The organism is Ligilactobacillus salivarius DSM 20555 = ATCC 11741, from assembly GCF_001435955.1.
Classification (GTDB): Bacteria; Bacillota; Bacilli; order Lactobacillales; family Lactobacillaceae; genus Ligilactobacillus; species Ligilactobacillus salivarius.
The window spans coordinates 1-21,150 of the sequence record NZ_AYYT01000004.1; the positions used below are offsets into that span (position 1 = coordinate 1).

Consider the following 21,150-nt stretch of genomic DNA (forward strand, 5'->3'; position numbering starts at 1 on the left):
CTTTGTTTAGTTTTCAAAGATCATATAACATTCTCATGCAACTATTTAATTATATCACAGTTAAAAAATATGTCAATAAAAAAATTATCAACTTCATAACCTGCAACTTCTTAAGTAGCAGCAACATTTAAATAATATACACGAGTTACATCTCTACGTCAACACTTTTTTTAATAAAATCTAAAAAAAATCAGTTTGCTTATTTACAAACTGATTTTTTATCTTATTTTCTATTATTCTGGTCTCAAAGTTGGGAATAGGAGTACATCACGAATTGATGGTGCATCTGTTAGAAGCATTACCAATCTATCAATTCCTATACCTAATCCCCCTGTTGGAGGCATTCCGTATTCCATAGCTTCAATATAATCTTCATCGATACCTTCAGCTTCATCATTACCAGCTTGACGTTCAGCAACTTGTGCTTCAAAGCGTTGACGTTGGTCAATTGGATCATTCAATTCAGTAAAGGCATTTGCATATTCATTTCCTAAAATGAATAATTCAAAACGATCTGTGAAACGTGGATCATCAGCGTTTTTCTTAGCTAATGGTGAAATTTCTACAGGATGACCATAAACAAAAGTTGGATCAACAATTGTATCTTCACAGAATTGTTCAAAGAATTCATTAATAATATGACCTACTTGCCAGTATGGTTCGTAATGAACTTTATGCTCATCTGCTATCTTTCTAGCTTCTTCAAGAGACATTTCTTTCCAGAAATCTACTCCCGTCTTTTCCTTGATTAAATCTACCATGTGAACACGTTTGAATTCTTTATTAAAATCAACGTCCGTTCCTTGATAGTTAATCTTTCCATCAGATGTTACAACTTTAGCAGCTGCTTTAAAGATACCTTCTGTTTCATCCATAACGTCTTTAAAGTCAAAGTATGCTGCATAAGTTTCAAGCATTGTAAATTCTGGATTGTGCTTAGTATCAATTCCTTCATTACGGAAAACTCTACCGATTTCATAAACACGTTCCATTCCACCAACAATCAAACGTTTGAGGTGTAATTCTAAAGCGATTCGTAAGTAAAGTTGAATATCCAATGCATTATGATGTGTAATAAATGGACGTGCAGCTGCACCACCAGCTTGATTATGTAATACAGGTGTCTCAACTTCTAAAAATCCATTACTATCTAAATAATTACGAACAGCTGTAACAATCTTGCTACGGTTTACAAAACGATTGTAACTTTCACGGTTAGTAATTAAGTCTAAGTAACGTTGACGATAAATTTGTTCTACGTTTTGAAGACCGTGGAATTTATCTGGCAATGGTCTTAGAGCCTTGGATAAGAAAGTAAGTTTAGTTACTTTAATTGTAAGCTCACCCATATCAGTCTTGATAACATCACCAGTTACACCTAAGAAATCTCCTAAATCTGAACGTTTAAAGATATGGTACATTTCTTCGCCAACTTCATCTTTACGAATGTAAAGTTGCATTCTACCTGTCTTATCTTGTAAATCAGCAAAGCCTACCTTACCTTTACCACGCTTTGCTACCATACGTCCTGCGATTGTAGCCTTAACATCTAAGTCAATTAATTCTTCTTTTGTCTTATCTTCAAATTTGTCGTGTAATTCTTTGTTTAAGAAATCACGCTCAAATCTATGACCGAATGGATCAACGCCTTCATCGCGCAATTCTTGCATCTTTTGACGACGAACTCTTAACTGATCATTCATTGATTGTTGATTAGCCATTTAAAATCCTCACTTTCTCAATAATTTATACACTGCTCTTTATTATATCATAGTCAACTGGACATATTAATTACAATATTAACAAAATATCCACTAAACAGCTTGACGTGCTAATGTATCTGCTAAGAAATTATCAAAAATATCGATCATTTCTGCTTCTGTATCTGCAGAATTTAAAGCCGCTTTAGTACGTGCGGAACGTGGGATTCCTTTCAAATAATATGCAGCTTGAGAACGGAATTCCTTTGGCCCAATAACTTCACCTTTAGCTTTAACTAAACGATGTAAATGTTCCTTAGCAACTTTAATCTTTTCTGCAGGTGTAGGTTCTTCCAAAATTTCTCCTGTTTCAAGGTAATGTGTTGTTTGCTTAACAATCCAAGGATTACCTAAAGCTGCACGACCAATCATTACTGCATCTGCTCCAACTTCATCCAACATCTTCTTAGCTTCTTCTGGTGTACGAACATCACCATTCCCCATAAATGGAATCTTAGTTAAATGATCAGCTACTTCTTTTAAAATTCCCCAATCTGCATGTCCTGTATATAATTGCTTTCTAGTACGTCCATGCATTGCTAATGCTTTAGCTCCACCTTCTTCTGCTGCTAATGCATTTTCAACAGCTAAAATATGATCTTCATCCCAACCGGTTCTCATCTTAACTGTTACAGGCTTATCTATAGAACTAGTAACTGCATGAACCATTTCATAAATCTTATCTGGATCTAAAAGCCATCTTGCACCAGCATCAGTCTTTGTAACTTTAGGAACTGGGCAACCCATGTTTATATCGATAATATCAGTCGCAGTATTTTCTGCCACAAATTGAGCAGCTTCAACTAAAGTTTCTTTGCTACCACCGAAAATTTGGACACTAACTGGATGTTCAGTTGGATCAACAAATAGCATATCTAATGTTTTCTTATTTCTAAAATGGATTCCTTTGTCAGAAATCATTTCACAAACAACTAAACCTGCACCAAATTCCTTACAAATCATACGAAAGGCAACGTTTGTAACCCCAGCCATAGGAGCTACTACAACTTGATTAGGGATAACTATATCACCAATTTTCCATTCCATTATTCTCTTCCTCCATTTTAAGCTTGATTAGCTTCATTCATAATTTTAGTTAATTCTTCTTCATTAAATTCATATTTTTTCCCACAAAAATGGCAAACTGCTTCTGCACCTTTATCTTGTTCTATCATTTCTTCAAGATCTTTTTTAGGTAAACTTGCTAGTGCTTCAGCAAATCTTTCTTTTGAACAATCGCATTCATATGCTACTGGCATTTTCTCAAGAATTTTTACTTTGTCTTTTGGGAAAAGTGTATACAAAATTTCTTCAGGAGTCTTACCATCTTTACGCATCATTTCAGATACTAACGGTATTTCTTGTAACTTCTTTTCAATTTCATCTAAAATCTCATCACTAGCTCCTGGTAAAACTTGAATCATAAAACCACCAGCTACACCTATTGTGTTATCATCTTCAACAAAAACAGATAATCCTACGGCTGATGGAATTTGCTCTGACTTAGCTAGATAGTAAGTGAAATCTTCACCTAACTCACCAGATACAAGGGGCACTTGTCCTGTAAAAGGCTCTTTTAATCCTAAATCTTTAGTTACTGATAAAAAGCCTTGAGTACCTACTGCGCCTTTAACATCAATCTTATGTTTTTCATTTAAAGGCAAATGCACATGTGGTTCATGTACGTATCCTTTGACTGTACCTTTAGCATTACCATCTACCACAATAGCCCCAATTGGTCCATCGCCATTGATTTTTACGGTCATTTTTTCATCACCAGATAGTTCCGATGCTGATAATAATAAAGTACCTATCAAACTTCTACCAAAAGCAGCTGAAGCAGCACTCCAAGTATCGTGTAATTTTTGTGCTTCTCCTACAGTTTCAGTAGCATCAACTGCATAAGCTCTAATTGCTCCATCATATACTAAGCTTTTAACTAAATAATCAGACATTTTTCTTACCTCTTTATTTTTATACACAAATTACATACTAACAAATTGTAGTCAATTTTTCTATTATTATCTTTTTTATTTTGTCAAATAAAAAATGGTACTGACAGTTTAAAACCACCAATACCATTTTTGTTATTCATCTTTCTTATCAGAATCTTCATCTGATTCATGAGGATAGAACACTTCTGTTTCTTTATGTTCCTCATCTTTTTCAGCTAATTGTTTTTTAGCTTCTCTACGTTCAACAGCTTGTTTTGCTTCTTCAAAAGTTGCTGCCTTTTCACTAGGAAATTCATCTTCGTTTTCTGCTGGCATCTTACCTGTCTTATACAAACTCAAGATTTGTTTTTCATCTAGAGTTTCATGTTCAAGTAATGCTTCAGCGATTACTTTATGTTGTTCTCTATGAGCTTCGATAATTTCCTTAGCTTGTTGCATACCTTCATTGGCAATACGTTTAACTTCTTCGTCAATGATATTAGCTGTTTGTCCAGAGTAACTATGTTGACCATTGAATTCACCAGGTTGCATATTAGCTTGACCTTCATATTGAACAGGGCCTAACTTGTCACTCATACCAAATTCTGTAACCATTGCTCTAGCTAATTGAGTAGCTTGTTGGAAGTCATTAGAAGCACCAGAAGATTGTTGACCAAAGATAATTTCTTCGGCTGCACGTCCACCCATCAAACCAGCAATTTGTTCCTTAAGGTTCTTCTTGGACATCAACATTTGATCTTCTTTTGGTAACATGATAGCATATCCGCCAGCACGTCCACGAGGTACGATTGTAACCTTATGAACTACACGTGCTTCATTTAATACTAAACCAACAATTGTATGTCCAGCTTCGTGATATGCCACTGTTTCACGTTCATGCTTACTAATTACACGATCACGCTTAGCAGGTCCTGCAATAACTCTATCTTCTGCTTCATCGATATCAGATGCATCAATTTCTTTCTTATCACGACGAGCAGCTTGTAATGCAGCTTCATTCAATAAGTTTTCTAAGTCAGCACCAACAAAACCAGGTGTTTGCTTAGCAATCATCTTCAAATCGACATCTTTTGCTAAAGGCTTGTTCTTAGCGTGAACCTTCAAAATAGCCTCACGACCCTTAACATCAGGACGACCTACTAAAATCTTTCGGTCAAAACGACCTGGACGTAGCAAAGCAGGGTCTAATACATCAGAACGGTTAGTAGCTGCCATAACGATGACACCTTCATCACCTTCGAAACCATCCATTTCAACTAACATTTGGTTAAGTGTTTGTTCACGTTCATCATGTCCACCGCCCATTCCGGCACCACGACGACGACCTACCGCATCAATTTCATCGATAAAGATAATAGATGGTGCGTTCTTTTTAGCATTTTCAAATAAGTCACGCACACGACTAGCACCAACACCGACGAACATTTCAACGAAGTCAGAACCAGAAATTGAGAAGAATGGTACACCAGCTTCACCAGCAACAGCTTTAGCAAGTAAAGTTTTACCAGTTCCTGGAGGTCCTTCCAATAGCACACCAGATGGAATTCTAGCACCTAAAGCTAAGAACTTACGTGGATCACGCAAAAATTCTACAACTTCAACTAATTCTTGCTTTTCTTCTTCAGCACCAGCTACATCTGAAAAACGAACTTTATTGTTCTTTTTGTCAATAGGCTTAGCTTTGGATTTTCCAAAGTTCATAACACGGCCACCGCCACCACCTTGGCCAGCTTGACCCATCATCATGTAGAAGAAGAAAATGAAGAATAGAATTGGAACTACTGAAATTAAAAGTTGAATCCAAATACTACTAGATTCTTCTTCTTTAGCACTATTTTTTATTTTATTTTTTTGTGCATACTCTTGAATTTGTTTTACAGTCGAGTCATTCGTCAATACATTAGTTGTAAAACCAGTTGATTCATCCGCACCACTGGAAGCAATTCCGGCAATACCACTCGAACCAGATGATTTCTTAGCATGACGATAAGTACCCGTTATTTTGTACGTACTTCCAGAAGGTTGCATCGTAAAATCTTTAATATTATTCTTCTTCAATTCTGTTATAAATTGACTAGATTGAATTTGTTGTGTCTGCATACTTTGGCGACTACCAAACATATAATACAAGACACCCATAATACCCAAGAATACTACGATATAAAAGAAACTATTTCTAAGAAGTCCGTTACCATTCCTGTTGTTATTCATAACGTTCCTCCATATCCAAGGATTAAAGAGTCACTTATCACCATTAAATAAGCACTCCATTGTGAATATAATAGCATAATTAATAAATTTTGACTATTATTGACTATTAATTTCACTAAAATAAATTGTTTAAAATTTTATTAACCTTCGTAAACTTCAGGCTTCAAAATTCCAACATATCCTAAGTTACGATAGCGACCTGCAAAGTCTAAACCGTAACCTACTACAAATTCATTAGGAACTTCAAAACCTACATAGTCAGGCTTAACTCCTTCAACACGACGTTCAGGTTTATCAAGTAAAGTACAAATCTTAACAGATTTTGCATTACGATGCTTAAATAGTTCAACTAAACGTTGTAATGTACGACCTGTATCGATAATGTCTTCAACGATTAAAACATCTCTTCCAGTTACAGATGTATCTAAGTCTTTAATAATTTTAACTTCACCAGATGATTCTGTTCCTTCTCCATAACTAGAAACGTCCATAAAATCTAATTCTAAATATGTATCGATTTCACGAATAATATCAGTTGTGAACATAACAGCACCCTTAAGAACACAAACTACTAATGGATTTTTACCTTCAAAATCCTTAGTAATTTGCTTTCCTAGTCTTTTAGTAACTTCAGCGATTTGTTCTTTACTGTATAAAACTTCTTTGATGTCGTTGTTCATAAGATTAACCTCTTTCTTACTTTTTTCTAAATACTAGTATGTAATGAATTTTAGCATTTTGTGGGGCCAGTGACAAATCAGTTTTTTTTGTTTCTAAAATCCAATACACTTCATTTTTATTTTTTGTAATTAGCCAACTCTTATTTCTCTGTTCACTTGGAATTTTTTTATCAATAAAAACTTTTTTAATTTTTTGATTTCCAAAGCTCATTTTTAGTGAATCACCCGGTTGTCTATGTCTAATTACCCAATTTTCATTATCTTCTACAACTAGAGTTTCATCTCCAGGCATTAGTTCTATTTCATCAAGCTTAAATAAGCCTATCTTTTTTCCTTCTTCTAAGTTGTGCCATTGATTCAATTTTAATTCAAAATTTTCTTCTAGATTTAAACTAGTAGTACTTTTAATTCTTATTCCTATTTCGAGATATTCATGATAGAATTCAAATTTTTCATTCAAATCAAACTTTGCTTGAGGTTTCTTCTCATCATTAAGCATCGCTAAAATTTGCTGTACCTGTGTTTCTTTGATTTCTAATCCTTTTACTTCTAAATATCGTTCAAGTAGAATACGTTGCCATAAGGGACTTTCTTTAACAAATTTATCATAGTCCAAAGTTTCTTCTTTAGAAATCTTATTCAGTTTCACATCAGCTACTTCTTGAATTGCTTGTAAATTATTTGTTAATTGCTGAGTATATTCTAATACATGATTTAAAAATTCTGGATTTTCTGCTTTTAATACTGGAATTATATGATGTCGTAACCTATTTCTTTGGTAGTCATCGCTTTTATTAGTTTCATCCTCATAATATTTAATCCCTAATTGTTTAGCATAATCATAAATTTCTTTTTTATTAAAAATTAACATGGGACGAACTATTTGATAATCCTCTCTGAAAATGCGTACAGATTGAATTGCTTGTAATTGTTGAATATTCCCACCTCGAATTAATTTCATTAAAAAAGTTTCTGCTTGGTCATCTCCATGATGCGCCGTTACCAAGTACTCAATATTATTTTCTTTTAGGACTTTTTCAAAAAAGTTATATCTAACTTCTCTGGCTGCAGCTTCAATGCTTTGTACAGGATGTTCTTCTTTTTCCCACCTGTATACATATAAAGGAATATTTCGTGCAAAACAAAACTCTTTAATAAATTTTGTTTCTTCTTTGCTTTGCTCTCGTAATTGATGATCAATATAAGCGACATTAATTTCTATATTTAAAACTTTACTCAATTTCAACATTCCTGATAATAAGACCATAGAATCTACACCTGTAGAAACTGCAAGCAATACTTTTCTATTGGAAATTTTTAAATCCCTAAGTCGCTGTAATAATTGATTTTCAAATTTTTTTACATTCAACTTTATCACTCACTTCAAAAAATAAAAAGGCAAGAAGTAATTACCTCTTGCCTTTTGTTGTATTAGCTGCGACGACCGCCACGACCGCCACGTTTTCCTTCTGTATTACGTTTCAAGGAAGTCAATCTATCTTCACTTTCCTTCAAAAATCCAGCTAATAAGGAATCGAAATCTTTCTTCTTTTCTTCATGCTTTGGCCTAAAAGAAGTATTATGATTTTTCTTTACTTTATCCCTATTATTATGTTGTTCGTGATTATTGTTACGACGTTGGTTGTTTTGCTTTTGAGATTTATCCACTGCTTTCTTGATGGAAAGACCGATCTTACCATCATCACTGACAGATAAAACTTTAACAGTAACTTCATCACCAACAGATAAGACTTCATGGATATCTTTAACAAAAGTATTGGATACTTCACTAATATGAACTAATCCTGTCTTCTTATCCCCTAAATCAACAAATGCACCAAAATCTGTAATTCCTGAAACTTTTCCGGAAAGTTTAGCTCCTACTTCAATCGACATAAAAATTGTCTTCCTCCTCGAAATTCTATACCTCTCAGTATATCACGCACTAAATATTATTAATACTACTAAATTAAACTTTTTTTAATTATTGTCCAATATTTTTTGTAACATCTGTTGGTAAGTTATAAATTATTTCGTTATCTTTAGAATAGGAGTACTTTTCTCGAATTAATTTTCTTAAATAATCTTCATCATTTAATTGCTTAATCTGCTCTTTCAAATCAGCATTTTTAGCTTTTACTTTTTCTAACTTCTTATTAGCTTCTTCCGTTTGAACATTAATATTTTGGGTTTGATAGTGCATTGTAATGAGTCTTATTCCAAACACTATTGTTAATAGTATAGTTAAAGAAATAATACTTACTCTAAACAATCGATAATGTTGATAGTGTTTAGCTTTTAAAGCAGCATTTTTACTTTTAGCTTGTTGCTTACGAAAATAATCATTATCCATGATAGTAATCTTTGATCTTTTCTTCACTGACTATCTAGCCCCTTCCATTCTTTGTCCAAAACGATTTATATAGAAAAATCTTCCTTATATTCTTCAGAGATAACTTCAAACAATTCTTGTGCTTCTTTTTTCTTTGTTGTATCTCTAATATCATTAACTTTGACTGTTAATACTTTATTACCAAAGTTTATCACAATTTCATCGCGAACATTTACATTTGATGATGATTTAGCCACCTTGCCATTAATTGTAATTCTACCTTGACTTGAAATTTCTTTTGCTACTGTTCTTCTTTTAATAATACGTGATATTTTTAAAAACTTGTCTAATCTCATCAACGTCCTCCATTTAATTTGTCAATTATTTTTATAATCTTATTCCCACCTGGCATAGCCATATATTCTTCTTTGGTAAATAAATTAAACTTAATCGCTAAAATTCCAAAAATAAATACTCCTATAGGAATACATATTGCTGAAATTATTCCGACATCTAATCTAGAACTTCCCAATAGATATCCTAATAATATCGAAAGTCCTTTTACTACTATCCCCATAATACATGAAATAAGTAATAATTTTAAGACATAACCATCACTTCTAAATAAAATCTCAAGTTTTATTGAACTAAAGAAAACAATGATAATTGCAGCTAATAATAAACTAGCTGTAGTAGCTATACTTGCTCCAATTATTCCAAATTTACCAATTAAGTAACTATTAAGAATATATTTAGTTAAGAAAGCTACCCCTAATCCAATTAGTAACACTCTGTACTCATCAATGCTTTGTAAAATAGAACTATAGCTATTGATTACTGTCATTAAAATTATGCCCAGTAAATATATTCCAATTACCAAGCTAAGTTCACTATCACCAAATAAAAGTTTATTAACTTCAGGCAATAAGGCTAACAATCCCACTGTAGCAGCACTAGCTATTCCTAAACTAATTCTCAAGATAGATGATGCAGTATTTTCAAAAGTAGTTTTTTCTTTCTTTTCAATTGCGGCTGTTAGGGAAGGTAAAAGCGTTGAAGAAAAACTTACACCTATTACTAATCCTAATTGTATTAGAGGTTGAGCTCTATCGTAAATACCTTTTATATTGCTAGCTTTTATTGAAGATAAGCCATAAATCTCCAAATTATTCTTAATTGTGAAGGAGTCTATTAATTGCAAAAGTACCATCAATGCAGTAAATAAACATATCATGATTCCTTCTGTCATTAGTCTTTTTACTAAATCTCGATAATTGATGCTATGTTTATGGGATTTTCTTGAAAAAAGTCTTATAAAAATACCTACAAAACATAGTAGCGCAACTAAACCTCCTAATGTTGAGCCAAACATAGCCCAAGCTCCCATTTTGTAAATAGACCAATGATGTCTAACCGCATACCATGCAACTCCAATAATAACAATCACTCTTATTAGTTGCTCATACACTTGTGATACAGCAGTGGGCGTCATATTGAATATACCTTGATAAAATCCTCTTCCTACTGATAAAAAAGGCATCAACAAAAACATCCAGGAAACACTCCTGATAATTACTTCCAGCTTTATATCTCCCATGGCTTCAGCAATTTGAGTTGATCCTAATTGTAGAAATAAAAAGCACAAGATAGCCAGTACAACTAAAACGTTGAATATTCTTTTTGAAATCTGGTATTTTGATTCCATATCATCTTGTTCAGCAATAATTTTTGAAATAAATACAGGAAATCCTGATAAAGAAAAAGTCATTCCAATTGCATAAATCGGATAAACTTGCTGATAAACGTAAAATCCTAAATTCCCTACCATATTTTCAAAAGGAATTCGGTACATCGCACTTAAAATTTTAGCTATAAAAGAAGCCCCTGATAGGATTATTGCTCCCTTCATAACATTTCCAAAATTATTTTTCATTACCTTCACCTATGCTGATTTATCAATAGTGACATCCACCATTTTAGCTAATTCTTTGAGTAATTTTTTTAATTCTTCCAAAATCTGATTACTTTCCATGCCAGGTTGGATGTTTAACTTAATCTGAATTTTTTGATTTTTATTTCCCAGAGTCGTACTAAATTTAGTTACCGATAATACTTTAAAAACATCCTTAATGTCTAATTTCCCATTTAACTTATCTGATAACTCAATTTCAATTGTTTTTTTATTCTGGTTAACACTATCTACTAAAGCTGCATCAGCATACATTTTTAATAGGCCAACTTCTAATAAATTGTGTACTTCTATTGGATATTCCCCAAATCTATCAATTAAATCATCTTGAACTTCTATATATTGATCCTCATTTTCAAATTGATGGATTCGTTTATAAATCTCAACCTTTTGTTTAGGATCAGTAATATAGTCCGCTGGCAAATAAGCTTCTAAATCAAGATTGAGTTCAGCATCCGTTTTAACTTTAATCTCTTTACCACGTTTCTTAGCTACAGCATCATTTAACATCTGTGTATACAAATCATATCCAACAGAATCAATAAAACCATGTTGTTGCTTACCTAACAGATTTCCAGCTCCACGAATTGATAAATCTCTCATCGCAATTTTAAATCCTGAGCCCAACTCTGTGAAATCTTTAATAGCTTCCAGACGTTTTTCAGCAACCTCTGTTAACACTTTGTTAGGTTGATACATAAAGTAAGCATATGCAATGCGATTTGATCGTCCAACGCGTCCTCTTAATTGATACAACTGTGATAATCCCATTCTGTCCGCATTATCAACAAACAATGTATTCACGTTAGGAATATCAACACCAGTTTCAATAATTGTTGTTGTGACTAAAACATCATACTCACCATCGATAAAATCTATCAAAATATTTTCTAGTTGCGTTTCGGTCATTCTTCCGTGAATATAAGCTACTTTAGCTTCAGGTACTAAACTTTCTAATTCACTAGCAACTTTTTCAATATCATCAACTCGATTATGCAGATAGAAAACCTGTCCCCCACGCTCTATCTCACGCTTAATTCCATCTACAATTACCCCATAATTTTTTTCAATAACGTAAGTTTGTATTGGATAACGATTCATGGGTGCTGTTTCAATAACTGATAAATCACGTACACCTAACATAGACATGTTTAACGTTCTTGGAATAGGTGTAGCTGTTAATGTTAAAACATCTACACTTGTCTTCAATTCTTTTAATCGTTCCTTATGTTTAACTCCAAAACGTTGTTCCTCATCAATAATTAATAACCCTAAATCTGCAAATTTTACATCTTTTGACAATAACCTATGTGTTCCAACAACAATATCTAACTTACCTGTTTCTAAATTTTCAATAGTCTCTTTAATTTCCTTGGCTGTATTAAATCTAGATAAAATACCAATCTCAACAGGGAAATTTTCAAAACGTTGTTCCATTGTTTCATAATGTTGTTGAGCCAAAACTGTTGTTGGCGCCAAGAAAGCAACTTGTTTACCATCTTGAACCGCTTTAAAAGCCGCTCTTAACGCCACTTCTGTTTTACCATAACCAACATCACCAATTAACAATCGATCCATCGGCTTAAGCTTTTCCATATCTTGTTTAATTTCTTTAGAACTTCGAAGTTGATCTGGTGTTTCTGTATATGGAAATGCATCTTCGAACTCTTTTTGATAGCTATCATCAGGAGTAAATGCGTATCCCTTTTCAGCTTCACGTTTAGCATAAAGATCAACTAACTCATCAGCAATATCTTCAATTTTATTAGCAACACGGCGTTTAGTTTTAGCCCACTCAGAACCACCTAATTTATTAACTCTAGGGGTTTTTGACTCTGAAGACACATATTTTTGTATCTTATCTAATTGAGATACCGGAATAAAAAGTTTCGCATCGTCCTGATAAAGAATGGTCATATAATCATGATGATGTCCACCAACTTCTAAAGTTTGCATCCCCATATAGCGTCCAATCCCATGATTGACATGAACGACATAGTCACCCTTTTTTAACTCAGTATAACTTTTTAGTCGTTCTGCGTTATTCATAGTTAAACGTCTAGGTTGCTTTTTCTTCACGTTAGAAAATAATTCATTTTCGGTTAAAACAACGAGCTTATCCTTAGGAATTTCAAATCCTTCATTTAAGAAACCTTGGACTACTTGTGTAACTCCAACTTGAATTGCGTTCTTATCTGTTATAATCGACTTAATTTCAAAATCATCTAATGTTTGAGAGACCTTTTCCAGTCTTTCTCTATCATTAATCAAAAATACAACTGTTTGTTTTTGTTTTTCCCAACTTGAAACTTCAGTTTTCAAAAGTGGCATCTGTCCAAAGAACTTTTGAACAGCACGTGTCTTTATATCTACAAGTTGGGCAAACTTCATTCTGCCTAGTCCCTTTTGAAATAACGATAAAAAAATTCTAGGCTGTTTAATTTTCTTTTCTACACTTCTAAAATCATGTCCCAACTTTAAATTATCAAATAAACTGTTAGTACGTAGTCTATCCGTTACCCAATCAGCTTCAGAATATTCTAGGTTCTTTTGCTTCTCAGTCAAACGAGAATAGTCATCAAAGATTACTAACCCTTCATCACTCAAGTAATCAATTAAATTTGTACTTTGTGGATAAATATATTCCGCATATGGTAGGTATTCAGCCTTTAAAAAACCATCTTTAAAATCAGCTAACATTTTTTGAATATTTTCAGTTAGCTTTTCTTCTTTTATATTCTTTAATTTTGAAAATTGCTTATTATATTCTTTTTTTATTCTTTCACTAGCCAACTCTAGAACTTCTTTACTAGCAATAAAGTCAGTAGCTGGAATGATAGTTACTTGATCCACATTTTCAATACTTCTTTGATTTGCAATATCAAAAGTCCTCATTGAATCAATTTCAATATCAAAGAAATCTATTCTATACGGATTATCTGCATCTAAAGGAAAAATATCGACAATAGATCCACGAATCGCAAAGTCTCCAGGTGCATTTACCATATTTGACCTAATATATCCCATTTCAAATAATTTTTTCTCTAGTTCGGCTGGATCAACTTCTTTACCAATCTCCAATTGAATTTCATGTTGTTTCCAGTACTCCACACTAGGTAAAAAACGTCTTATCCCAGCTACTGTAGTAATTACAATTACTGGATTTTCTGAAGTTAATGCAGTTAAGGCGCTTACTCTTTGAGCTCTGTATTCTGGAGAACTAGTTGCCATTTCTGCAACTAACATATCTTCTACTGGAAATAACTCAATTCTTGTGTCTTCTATTATATTCTCTAAATCACTTTGCAATTGTTGCGCATGATATAAATCACTTTCCACAATTAATTGTGGTACTTTCTTATCTTTTAATAGTTTAGCTATCATCAATGTCTTGGAAGAGCCTACCAATCCTGTCAACATATGTCGTCCATCAGTAGTTAAATTCTTTTCCCACTCTTTCAATTCCGAGACATTCAAAAAAGTATCTATTAATTCCATTAAATTAGATTCCTCACTTAACTAGTTAAATCTATTCATTGTATTCATAAAATCATCATTTTCTATCCAATCATCTAGAGCAGCAACAGCTCTAGTTAATCCGTCATCTAATTTTGCTTCTTGTTCTTTAGTAAATCTAGACAATACCCAATCTACCACTGACATTTTTTGTGGATGATCAATTCCTACACGGACTCTCTTAAATTTTTCAGTCCCCACATGTGAAATAATAGACTTAATTCCATTATGTCCACCAGCAGATCCTTTTTGTCGTAAACGTAAATGTCCAATTTCCAAATCCATATCGTCATGGCAAATGATAATATCTTCAGTAGTTAGATTAAAATAATCCATCAATGGTCTAACTGCTCTACCAGATTCATTCATATAAGTTGTAGGTTTTATTACTATTATTTTTTCACCATTAATAAATAACTCTGATATCAATGAATCAAATTTTTCTTTGTTAAAATTTCCACCATGTTCTTCCACAAAACGCTCTACTACCATAAATCCAACATTATGTCTTGTACCTTCATACTTTTTCCCTATATTACCTAGACCTACAATCATTTTCATTTTTTTATATCTTCCTTTCAATTTTAGCAAAATAACTTTCATCATTTTCAAAGAATTTTTTATTTATATACGCAAAAAAGGCTGGCTAATTCATCATTACCCAGAAACCTATCACCAAATCTTTAGTCAAGTATAACATATTTTCTCTTAAATCTTAGAAAATTTGTTTGAAAATAATATCACATTTTATGAAAAACGTGTTATACTAGATTTGTAAAAAAAGCTTACTTATGAAAGGATGAAGAACTGTGTCAAAAACACAAAATCATCAAAAAGTTATTTTAGTCGGTGACGGTGCTGTTGGATCTAGCTATGCTTATGCTATGGCTTTACAAGGTACTGCCGAAGAATTTGGTATCGTAGACGTTGTTAAAGAACGTACAGAAGGTGACGCTCTTGACTTATTCGATGCTACAGGTTTCACATTCCCTAAGAAGATTTATGCAGCAGAATACGCTGACTGCAAAGATGCAGATTTAGTTGTTATCACTGCTGGTGCTCCTCAAAAGCCAGGTGAAACTCGTTTAGATCTTGTAAACAAGAACTTGAAGATTTTATCTTCTATCGTAAAACCAGTTGTTGATTCTGGTTTCAACGGTATCTTCTTAGTTGCAGCTAACCCTGTAGATATCTTGACATATGCTACATGGAAATTCTCTGGATTCCCTAAAGAAAAAGTTATCGGTTCCGGTACTTCTTTAGATACAGCACGTTTACGTGTTGCTATGACTGAAATGACAGGCATCAAGGATCCTCGTTCTATGCATGCTTACATCATGGGTGAACATGGTGACTCTGAATTTGCTGCATACTCTGCTGCTACAATCGGTGGTCGTCCATTCTTAGACTGGGCAAAAGAACATGGCGTTTCTAAAGAAGATTTAGATAAGATGGAAGATGACGTTCGTAACAAAGCTTACGAAATCATCAACAAGAAAGGTGCTACATTCTACGGTGTTGCTGCTGCTCTTGCACGTATTTCTAAAGCTATCTTACGTGATGAAAATGCTGTATTACCAGTTTCCGCATACATGGAAGGTCAATATGGTTTGAACGATGTCTTTATCGGTACTCCAGCTGTTGTTAACGGTACTGGTTTACATGAAGTTATCGAAGTTCCTTTGAACGAAGAAGAAAGCAAGAAGATGACAGAATCTGCTGCTACTTTGAAGAAGGTTCTTACAGATGGCTTAAAGGCACTTGAAGAAAACAAGTAATAAGAAAGCTAATTACAAGTTTCTAGAGATTGGATATAATTCCAATCTCTTTTTTTATTATATAAAATACACCCTTTGTGAAATTAAGCACTTCACTTGTAAAATAAGAAATTTTTCTTTCTTTTCTCCTCTATCATTAATCTTACATATATGTTATTATTAATTAGCATATTTTAATTTTAAGGAAGAATTATTAATGATATCAAAATCTTTAATCCAAACTAAAGACGAATTAGTCACAGTTCAAGAAGATGTATCTTTAGCTGAAGCACTAGATATTTTAGAAGATTCCGGTTTTCGTTGCGTCCCAATTCTTGATAAAACTGGCAAAATCTTTAGAGGCAACATCTATAAGATGCATATCTACCGTCATAAATCACGTGGTGGTGATATGACTTTACCCGTCACTTATTTATTAAAAAATGCTACAAAATTCATTTCTATCAATGCTGCATTTTTTAATATATTTTTCACTATTAAGGATTTACCTTATATTACTGTTTTAGATGAAAACAATTACTTTTTCGGTATTTTAACCCATAATCGCTTATTAAAAATGCTATCTCGTTCCTGGAATGTTGAACTTGGAAGTTATGTACTTACTGTTCTTTCTGCTGGTGAACGTGGTGATTTAGTAGAGATGTCTAAGGCTATTACTAAATATTCCGAAATCGCTAGTTGTATCTCTTTAGGATTCCGAAAAAAAGATAATCTCCATCGCACCCTATTTACCTTACCTGCTGGTATTGAGGAACAAAAGCTCAAACGTATTGTATCAAAATTACAACGTAAAGGGTTCGAAATTGAAGAAATTGAAGATTTAAGTAAGATTTAATTTAAGTATTAAGTTGTCTACTGGATGACTTAATACTTTTTTATTTTTTGTCTTGTATTTTATTTTTATTTGTGTATAATTAACATTAAATTAAATATCGGTTATAAAACACAATGAAAAGAAGAGTAACTTTATTAAATACTTCAGAGAATCTCTGGTTGGTGAAAAGAGATAGTTACTAATAAAGCGAATATCACTTTGAGTGCCATAATGAATTTTAGTAGTTATTGGTGGGTTAGCCCATTACAGCTATGTGTAGTTAAAAAACAGCTACATACCGAGTTTATGAGTGCGAATTCATAATAAATATAAGGTGGTATCACGCTAAGCGTCCTTTAGTCTCTACTAGACTAAAGGACGTTTTTATTTTATAACCAAATACTTTAGAGAAATGAGGCTTGAATTATGAAATTTACAGTTGTTGGTGCAGGTGCAATGGGACTTAGATATGGTGTATTACTTCAACAAGCAGGGAATGAAGTTGAATTTGTAGATGCTTGGGAACCACATGTTAATAAAATGAAAGAACAAGGTGGCGTTTATGTTACTAGAGATAAGGAAAATCGTCATTTAGTTCCTGTCAAAGTATATACCCCAGAAGAATATCATAATACAGACTCTGATGTTGTTATTTTCTTCCTAAAACAAATGCAACTTGGTGAAATGCTTGAAAGATGTTCCCATTTCTTTACAGACAAACAATATGCTTTGACTGGCATGAACGGTATGGGTCATATTGAAAAACTACTAAAATACTTTAAACCTGAAAAAGTTTTAGCAGGTACTGCCCTTGTTGCAACAATTCTAAAAGCACCTGGAGAAGTAGATTTCGTTGGTAAGCCTGGAGCTGGATCTATGAATTTAGCTAACTACACAGAGAAACCTGATGAAATGACACATAAAGTTGTAGCTGAATTAGAAAAAGCCAATATAAATCCTACTTTGACTACAAACTTCAGAGGTACTCTTATGGCTAAAGTTGTATTTAACTCAGTGGTCAATACGTTATGTACTTTATTTGAAATAACTATGGGAGAATATGCTAATTTCGAAAAGGCAGATGAACTATCCCGTGCATTAATTGACGAAGCTTATGACGTTTGTGAGCACGATGGCGTAAAAATGCTACAAACTAGAGAAGAAGAATTGGCTACTATCAACTATGTAAGTAAAGTTGCTAATCCACTCCATTATCCTTCAATGTATCAAGATATGAGTAAAAATCGCCCTACTGAAGTAGATTACATCAACGGATATTTAGTAAAACTTGGACGTAAACATAATTACGAAGCTAAAACACATGCCTTCTTAACAAACTTAGTTCATCTAGCAGAACATACTCGTCAAGAAAGATTACGTGAAAAATAATTAAAAAAAGTGTATCTCAATCCAATTTCAACTCGGATAAGAGATACACTTTTTATATTATCTTATTTTACTCTTGCCAAGAAATACTTCTTCTTACCACGTCTAACGATTACAAATTTACCATCAAATTCTGCAGATGGATCAATTGTGAATTCTAAATCTTGAATTCTATCTCCGTTAATTCTAATTGCACCATTTGTTACGTCTTCACGAGCTTGACGCTTGGAACTTTCAATTCCAGTATCTACAAGCCATTCAACGATGTTCTTAGGTTCAGCAGTTACTTCTACACTTGGCATGTTCTTAAATCCTTGTTCAATTTCACTTGCTGTTAAGTCTTTAACTTCACCAGAGAATAATGCTGCAGAAATGTGTTCAGCTTCCTTAACTGCTTCTTTTCCGTGTACAAATTCTACAGTTTCTTCTGCTAATCTTCTTTGAGCTTCACGTTTTTCTGGTTGAGTCTTAACTTTTTCTTCTAAGTCAGCAATTTCTTCCTGAGATAAGAATGTAAAGTACTTCAAGTATTTAATAACATCTCTATCATCTTGGTTTAACCAGAATTGGTAGAATTCATAAGGTGTTGTCTTTTCAGGATCCAACCATACTGCTCCACCAGCTGTTTTACCAAATTTAGTTCCATCAGCTTTTAACATTAATGGGATAGTCAATGCATAAGCTTCAGCCTCGCTACCTTCCATCTTATGAATTAAATCTATACCAGATGTAATATTTCCCCATTGATCAGCTCCACCAATTTGAAGTTGAACATCATTATTCTTCCATAAATGGTGGAAGTCAATAGATTGAAGAATTTGGTATGTAAATTCAGTAAATGAAATACCTACTTCTAAACGACTTGCAACAACTTCTTTATTAAGCATTGTATTTACATTAAATAACTTGCCATAGTCACGCAAAAAACCTAATAAATCAATTTTAGAAAGCCAATCACGGTTGTTCACAATTGTGATATTATCCTTTCCAAACAAATGCTTCATTTGCTTAGTTAAAGCTTCTTCATTATGGTGAACTTGTTCCATTGTTTGTAGTACACGTTCAGATTTTTTACCTGAAGGATCACCAATTGAACCTGTACCCCCACCAATGATGATATGTGCTCGATGTCCAGCTTCTTGGAATCTCTTTAACATCATAAATGGAATTAAATGACCGATATGAAGACTATCTCCAGTTGGATCGACCCCACAGTATAAACCTACTGACTTTTTATCTAATAATTTTCTTAACCCTTCTTCATCAGAAACTTGGTTAATCGCACCACGCCATGCTAATTCATCTAAAATATTCATTAGATACACTCCATTCTTTTGATAATAAAAAAGTCCCTAACGTTAATAATAACATTAGGGACGAAAAATTATTTCCGCGTTACCACCCAGATTGCTTAAAAAGCCGCTCTGTCATCTTTATCGGAATGACCCGGACAAGCTCCATAGTGTAATTCGATTGATAGTTTATCTTGATTCGCAGCACCACCAAGTCTCTTAAAAATTGACTATCAAATCTACTAATCTACTTCATCGCTTTAATATGTCATTAATAATATGATAACTTTCATATAAAGTCAATAGCTAATCAGCTATCTTAGCTTGGCATTCTGGACATAATCCATAGACCTCATATTGACTATTAAAGACTTTAAAGCCTGTTTTCTCAGCCGCATCTTTTTCTAATTTTACATATTCATCATTAGGTACATCGATAATTTTATTACAGTTTACACAAATAACGTGATAGTGTGGTTCTGCAAAATAATCATATCGCATATGTCCTTCATTGTCTGGCGTTACTTCAATAATTAACTTTCTGTCCATAAATAACTCTAATGTATTATAAACAGTTGCCAAACTTACGCTAAAGCCATTTTCCTTAACATATGAATAGATCATTTCAATTGAAGGATGCTCCTTAGATGACATTAAGTATGCTAAAATTACTTGTCTTTGTGGAGTATTCTTAATATGACGCTTCTTTAATTTTTCTGCAGCCATCATTAATTGTTCCTGGTTATTCATACGGTTTCCTCCTCCACTTTATAACTTTTATAAACTAATTTCTCTAACATTATTATGATACAAAAATCAAATTATGTCTAGCAATATATTGTATTAAATTTTTAATAACTATTTAAAATATCTTGCACTTTTAATATCAATGTTTTTAATATATCCGCCACTACGCCAGGTAAAAGCCGGTTTAAATTTCCTAGCCAAAAAAGACGTACTTCCATTAGTAATAAACACAACATGAATCCCATCACTAAATATTCACTTAATTGACCAGTTTTATAGAATGCAAATTTTCCACCAAATGACGAACCTGATTTTGTAAAAGGATATAACCACTTAACGCCTCTTTGAGAAAAACTATCCTCTAACAAATGAAGTAAATATCCTAACATTAACCAAAACACAATATTTTCAATCCTATCAGTCAAATATTGTTTTTGGATAAATTTGACTATTATACCTATCAAGATAAATCCTAGCAAAGAATGTGTAATACCGCGATGACCAAAAGCTTTATTAGTTACACCACTTACCATTTTATGCCTCTTTCCAAGATAAGAACTTGGATGATCAATATCTGGTAATAAACTTCCTACTGCTAATACTCCAACATTTACGAGTGTTAATTCATTTGTCAACGACATCAAGGGTAATCCTAATGCTAAAGTTGTTGTAATATGAGTCTTCGCCTGCATTATTATTCCTCTTTAATG

At 33.0% G+C, this 21,150-nt stretch carries 18 protein-coding genes and 2 other annotated features; of the genes, 3 read left to right on the forward strand and 15 right to left on the reverse strand.

The window, feature by feature from the left end:
• Positions 1-233: 233 nt before the first annotated feature.
• From lysS to pth, 12 genes are all read right to left on the reverse strand, one after another.
• A complete protein-coding gene (lysS, locus tag FC55_RS03195; RefSeq protein ID WP_003701392.1) occupies positions 234-1,721 on the reverse strand; it encodes a lysine--tRNA ligase in 1,488 nt (495 codons plus the stop codon).
• Between the two features lie 93 nt (positions 1,722-1,814).
• Complete coding sequence (gene dusB / locus FC55_RS03200) at positions 1,815-2,807, reverse strand: tRNA dihydrouridine synthase DusB (protein ID WP_003701390.1); 993 nt, start codon at positions 2,805-2,807, stop codon at positions 1,815-1,817.
• A 17-nt stretch (positions 2,808-2,824) separates the two neighbouring features.
• A complete protein-coding gene (gene hslO / locus FC55_RS03205; protein WP_003709730.1) occupies positions 2,825-3,715 on the reverse strand; it encodes an Hsp33 family molecular chaperone HslO in 891 nt (296 codons plus the stop codon).
• A 132-nt stretch (positions 3,716-3,847) separates the two neighbouring features.
• On the reverse strand, positions 3,848-5,926 hold the full coding sequence (gene ftsH / locus FC55_RS03210) for an ATP-dependent zinc metalloprotease FtsH (RefSeq protein ID WP_003701388.1): 2,079 nt from the start codon (positions 5,924-5,926) through the stop codon (positions 3,848-3,850).
• A 140-nt stretch (positions 5,927-6,066) separates the two neighbouring features.
• Positions 6,067-6,606: a hypoxanthine phosphoribosyltransferase gene (gene hpt, locus FC55_RS03215; RefSeq protein WP_003701387.1), complete on the reverse strand. Its 540-nt coding sequence runs from the start codon at positions 6,604-6,606 to the stop codon at positions 6,067-6,069.
• Positions 6,607-6,622: 16 nt separating this feature from the next.
• Positions 6,623-7,981, reverse strand: coding sequence for a tRNA lysidine(34) synthetase TilS (gene tilS, locus FC55_RS03220; RefSeq protein WP_035150266.1), 1,359 nt, complete (start codon positions 7,979-7,981; stop codon positions 6,623-6,625).
• Positions 7,982-8,037: 56 nt separating this feature from the next.
• Positions 8,038-8,502, reverse strand: coding sequence for a S1 domain-containing RNA-binding protein (locus tag FC55_RS03225; RefSeq protein ID WP_003701385.1), 465 nt, complete (start codon positions 8,500-8,502; stop codon positions 8,038-8,040).
• A gap of 88 nt (positions 8,503-8,590) precedes the next feature.
• Entirely contained in the window at positions 8,591-8,986 is a 396-nt protein-coding gene (locus FC55_RS03230) for an FtsB family cell division protein (RefSeq protein ID WP_034997743.1), read from the reverse strand.
• A 38-nt stretch (positions 8,987-9,024) separates the two neighbouring features.
• A complete protein-coding gene (locus FC55_RS03235; RefSeq protein ID WP_003701377.1) occupies positions 9,025-9,294 on the reverse strand; it encodes an RNA-binding S4 domain-containing protein in 270 nt (89 codons plus the stop codon).
• Positions 9,294-10,871 (reverse strand): putative polysaccharide biosynthesis protein, encoded by a 1,578-nt coding sequence (locus FC55_RS03240; protein WP_035150216.1) that lies wholly within the window; start codon positions 10,869-10,871, stop codon positions 9,294-9,296. The genes FC55_RS03235 and FC55_RS03240 overlap by 1 nt, the downstream gene beginning before the upstream one ends.
• Before the next feature lie 9 nt (positions 10,872-10,880).
• Positions 10,881-14,405 carry a transcription-repair coupling factor gene (gene mfd, locus FC55_RS03245; RefSeq protein WP_003701375.1) on the reverse strand — a complete coding sequence of 1,175 codons (3,525 nt, stop codon included), beginning with the start codon at positions 14,403-14,405 and terminating at the stop codon, positions 10,881-10,883.
• Between the two features lie 21 nt (positions 14,406-14,426).
• On the reverse strand, positions 14,427-14,984 hold the full coding sequence (gene pth, locus FC55_RS03250; RefSeq protein WP_003703198.1) for an aminoacyl-tRNA hydrolase: 558 nt from the start codon (positions 14,982-14,984) through the stop codon (positions 14,427-14,429).
• A gap of 248 nt (positions 14,985-15,232) precedes the next feature.
• On the opposite strand from pth, the gene FC55_RS03255 reads away from it, so the two are divergent.
• The 3 genes from FC55_RS03255 (at position 15,233) to FC55_RS03265 (ending at position 18,404) form a co-directional block, all read left to right on the forward strand.
• Positions 15,233-16,201 carry an L-lactate dehydrogenase gene (locus FC55_RS03255; RefSeq protein WP_003701372.1) on the forward strand — a complete coding sequence of 323 codons (969 nt, stop codon included), beginning with the start codon at positions 15,233-15,235 and terminating at the stop codon, positions 16,199-16,201.
• A 196-nt stretch (positions 16,202-16,397) separates the two neighbouring features.
• A complete protein-coding gene (cbpA, locus tag FC55_RS03260) occupies positions 16,398-17,036 on the forward strand; it encodes a cyclic di-AMP binding protein CbpA (RefSeq protein ID WP_003701371.1) in 639 nt (212 codons plus the stop codon).
• Between the two features lie 104 nt (positions 17,037-17,140).
• Positions 17,141-17,375: a binding site (T-box leader), on the forward strand.
• A gap of 66 nt (positions 17,376-17,441) precedes the next feature.
• Positions 17,442-18,404 (forward strand): ketopantoate reductase family protein, encoded by a 963-nt coding sequence (locus FC55_RS03265; protein ID WP_003701369.1) that lies wholly within the window; start codon positions 17,442-17,444, stop codon positions 18,402-18,404.
• 62 nt (positions 18,405-18,466) lie between these two features.
• Here the strand turns inward: FC55_RS03265 and tyrS are convergent, their stop codons facing one another.
• From tyrS to FC55_RS03280, 3 genes are all read right to left on the reverse strand, one after another.
• A complete protein-coding gene (gene tyrS, locus FC55_RS03270) occupies positions 18,467-19,717 on the reverse strand; it encodes a tyrosine--tRNA ligase (RefSeq protein ID WP_003701368.1) in 1,251 nt (416 codons plus the stop codon).
• 53 nt (positions 19,718-19,770) lie between these two features.
• Positions 19,771-19,958: a binding site (T-box leader), on the reverse strand.
• 41 nt (positions 19,959-19,999) lie between these two features.
• Positions 20,000-20,443 carry a Fur family transcriptional regulator gene (locus FC55_RS03275; protein WP_003701366.1) on the reverse strand — a complete coding sequence of 148 codons (444 nt, stop codon included), beginning with the start codon at positions 20,441-20,443 and terminating at the stop codon, positions 20,000-20,002.
• A gap of 101 nt (positions 20,444-20,544) precedes the next feature.
• A complete protein-coding gene (locus FC55_RS03280; protein ID WP_003701365.1) occupies positions 20,545-21,132 on the reverse strand; it encodes a metal-dependent hydrolase in 588 nt (195 codons plus the stop codon).
• Positions 21,133-21,150 lie beyond the last annotated feature (18 nt).

What these genes read in the sequence shown, in the direction of transcription:
- FC55_RS03280 (WP_003701365.1), bottom strand. Translation starts at nt 21,132, where the DNA reads ATGCAGGCGAAGACTCATATTACAACAACTTTAGCATTAGGATTACCC.
- cbpA (WP_003701371.1), top strand. Translation starts at nt 16,398, where the DNA reads ATGATATCAAAATCTTTAATCCAAACTAAAGACGAATTAGTCACAGTT.
- FC55_RS03265 (WP_003701369.1), top strand. Translation starts at nt 17,442, where the DNA reads ATGAAATTTACAGTTGTTGGTGCAGGTGCAATGGGACTTAGATATGGT.
- FC55_RS03275 (WP_003701366.1), bottom strand. Translation starts at nt 20,443, where the DNA reads ATGAATAACCAGGAACAATTAATGATGGCTGCAGAAAAATTAAAGAAG.
- pth (WP_003703198.1), bottom strand. Translation starts at nt 14,984, where the DNA reads ATGAAAATGATTGTAGGTCTAGGTAATATAGGGAAAAAGTATGAAGGT.
- FC55_RS03240 (WP_035150216.1), bottom strand. Translation starts at nt 10,871, where the DNA reads ATGAAAAATAATTTTGGAAATGTTATGAAGGGAGCAATAATCCTATCA.
- lysS (WP_003701392.1), bottom strand. Translation starts at nt 1,721, where the DNA reads ATGGCTAATCAACAATCAATGAATGATCAGTTAAGAGTTCGTCGTCAA.
- hpt (WP_003701387.1), bottom strand. Translation starts at nt 6,606, where the DNA reads ATGAACAACGACATCAAAGAAGTTTTATACAGTAAAGAACAAATCGCT.
- FC55_RS03225 (WP_003701385.1), bottom strand. Translation starts at nt 8,502, where the DNA reads ATGTCGATTGAAGTAGGAGCTAAACTTTCCGGAAAAGTTTCAGGAATT.
- tyrS (WP_003701368.1), bottom strand. Translation starts at nt 19,717, where the DNA reads ATGAATATTTTAGATGAATTAGCATGGCGTGGTGCGATTAACCAAGTT.
- ftsH (WP_003701388.1), bottom strand. Translation starts at nt 5,926, where the DNA reads ATGAATAACAACAGGAATGGTAACGGACTTCTTAGAAATAGTTTCTTT.
- dusB (WP_003701390.1), bottom strand. Translation starts at nt 2,807, where the DNA reads ATGGAATGGAAAATTGGTGATATAGTTATCCCTAATCAAGTTGTAGTA.
- FC55_RS03235 (WP_003701377.1), bottom strand. Translation starts at nt 9,294, where the DNA reads ATGAGATTAGACAAGTTTTTAAAAATATCACGTATTATTAAAAGAAGA.
- mfd (WP_003701375.1), bottom strand. Translation starts at nt 14,405, where the DNA reads ATGGAATTAATAGATACTTTTTTGAATGTCTCGGAATTGAAAGAGTGG.
- hslO (WP_003709730.1), bottom strand. Translation starts at nt 3,715, where the DNA reads ATGTCTGATTATTTAGTTAAAAGCTTAGTATATGATGGAGCAATTAGA.